Annotated in this window: 2 protein-coding genes; one reads left to right on the top strand and one right to left on the bottom strand. The window is 42.7% G+C overall.

Features of this window, described 5'->3' with window-relative positions:
* Nucleotides 1-9: 9 nt before the first annotated feature.
* Nucleotides 10-1,242, bottom strand: coding sequence for an RNA-guided endonuclease TnpB family protein (locus tag H6G69_RS33455; protein ID WP_190694013.1), 1,233 nt, complete (start codon nt 1,240-1,242; stop codon nt 10-12).
* Nucleotides 1,243-1,247: 5 nt separating this feature from the next.
* Here H6G69_RS33455 and tnpA point away from each other — a divergent pair.
* On the top strand, nt 1,248-1,682 hold a 435-nt coding region (tnpA, locus tag H6G69_RS33450; RefSeq protein WP_242072278.1), incomplete at its 3' end, for an IS200/IS605 family transposase.

Below are 1,682 nucleotides of genomic sequence, written 5' to 3'. Positions count from 1 at the left end.
TTGACATACTCACCGACCTAAAGGTGCGGTGATTCTTGACGCTTCACCGGACTGTGCTGGCGAACCAGTCTTACCTGTCCTCTGCGCCCGTTTAAGGTCGTGCCGATGCCCCATGCCGACCATTTTTATATTTTGGGATGCGTTCTCATCTCTGTCGTGTTCAGTATTGCAGTTTAAGCACAACACTGAGCGCACAGATAAATCAATCTTGCCCCACCTATACCCACAACAAGAACAAGTTTGGCTAGTGGGTTCCCATCTACTAATTACTCTAAAGTCCCGATTAAGCTTTTCAGATTTAGCCTCACAAAATACCCGAAATTCCCGCCAACCTTGCAAACTAATCGCTCTGGCTAACTTGCGGTTCTTGACCATCCCCGATACATTCAAATCTTCCAAAACAATAGTTTGATTCTCGCTAACTACTTTGGTTGATAATTTGTGCAGGAAGTCTTTACGAGTGTCTGCAATTTGGTTGTGTTGCTTGGCAATCCTCAATCGGGTAATTTCACGGCGTTTAGAGCCTTTCTCCTGCCTTGCTAGCTTGCGTTGTAGTTTACGGATTTTGCGGTCTTTCTTGGAGTAATCGGGACTGATTGCTTTTTCCCCGTTACTCATGACCGCAAAAGTTTTGATTCCCAAATCAATACCAATACTTTGATTTTTGGCACTGGATTGAATAGGTTCAAGCTCTACAACGAAGCTAAGAAAATAGCGGTTAGCGCAATCTTTAATGACCGTTACACTTGACGGCGATGATGGTAATTGCCTTGACCAAATAGGTTTAACATTACCAATTTTGGCTAGATATACATCTTCTCCTTTAATTGAAAATCCACCAATCCTAAATCGCGCTGATTGTCTTCCTGTCTTCTTTTTGAACCTGGGCGTACCTACTTTTTTGAGGCAGCGCGTTGCTCTGGTTCCCAGAGTTGTAGCGACTGCCGTACCCTTGCGCTTACCCTTAAGGGAATCGAAAAAGTTTTTATAAGCAACTCCCAAATCAGCAACAGATTGTTGTAATGGGATATTAGAAACATCAGACAACCATGAACGATCCAATGTCTTTTTAGCTTGCGTAATCACTAACTTTTGCAAGTCGTTATTACTAGGAAGCTCAAGAGACTGCTTACAAATAGCCAGCGCATCATTCCAAACTACACGCACACAACCAAACAACTGGGCTAAAAGCTGTTGCTGTTGGTCTGTTGGGTAGAAGCGGAATTGATACCTAGCTTTCATGAATAATGTATAATTGGTCTGTAAAAGTATTATACATTGGTGAGCAGCGCGTTGGGCGGGTTCCCCGACTTGTAGCGACTGCTCACCCGAAGGGTCTGCAAGAAGTGACAAGCCAGTTTCGTAGAGAAAGACACTCTGTTACAGATTTAAAAATTCACTTGGTCTGCGTTACTAAGTACCGCAGGTCTGTATTCACAAAAGAAAGTATTGAGCTAATTGAAAAAACTTTTAGGGAAGTAGCCAAAAAGATGGATTTTCAAGTAATTGAATTTAATGGCGAGGATAACCATGTTCACGCACTTATTGAATATCCCCCCAAGTTGTCTATCTCTCAAATTGTTAATGCTTTGAAAGGTGTTTCTAGTCGCAGGTATGGACAAGCCGGATACAAGAAACCCCACAAAGAAGCCTTGTGGAGTCCTAGTTATTTTGCTGTATCC

It is taken from the genome of Nostoc sp. FACHB-110, from assembly GCF_014697425.1.
In the GTDB taxonomy this organism is placed as follows: domain Bacteria; phylum Cyanobacteriota; class Cyanobacteriia; order Cyanobacteriales; family Nostocaceae; genus Nostoc_B.
This window is presented reverse-complemented; position numbering and strand designations above follow the sequence as displayed.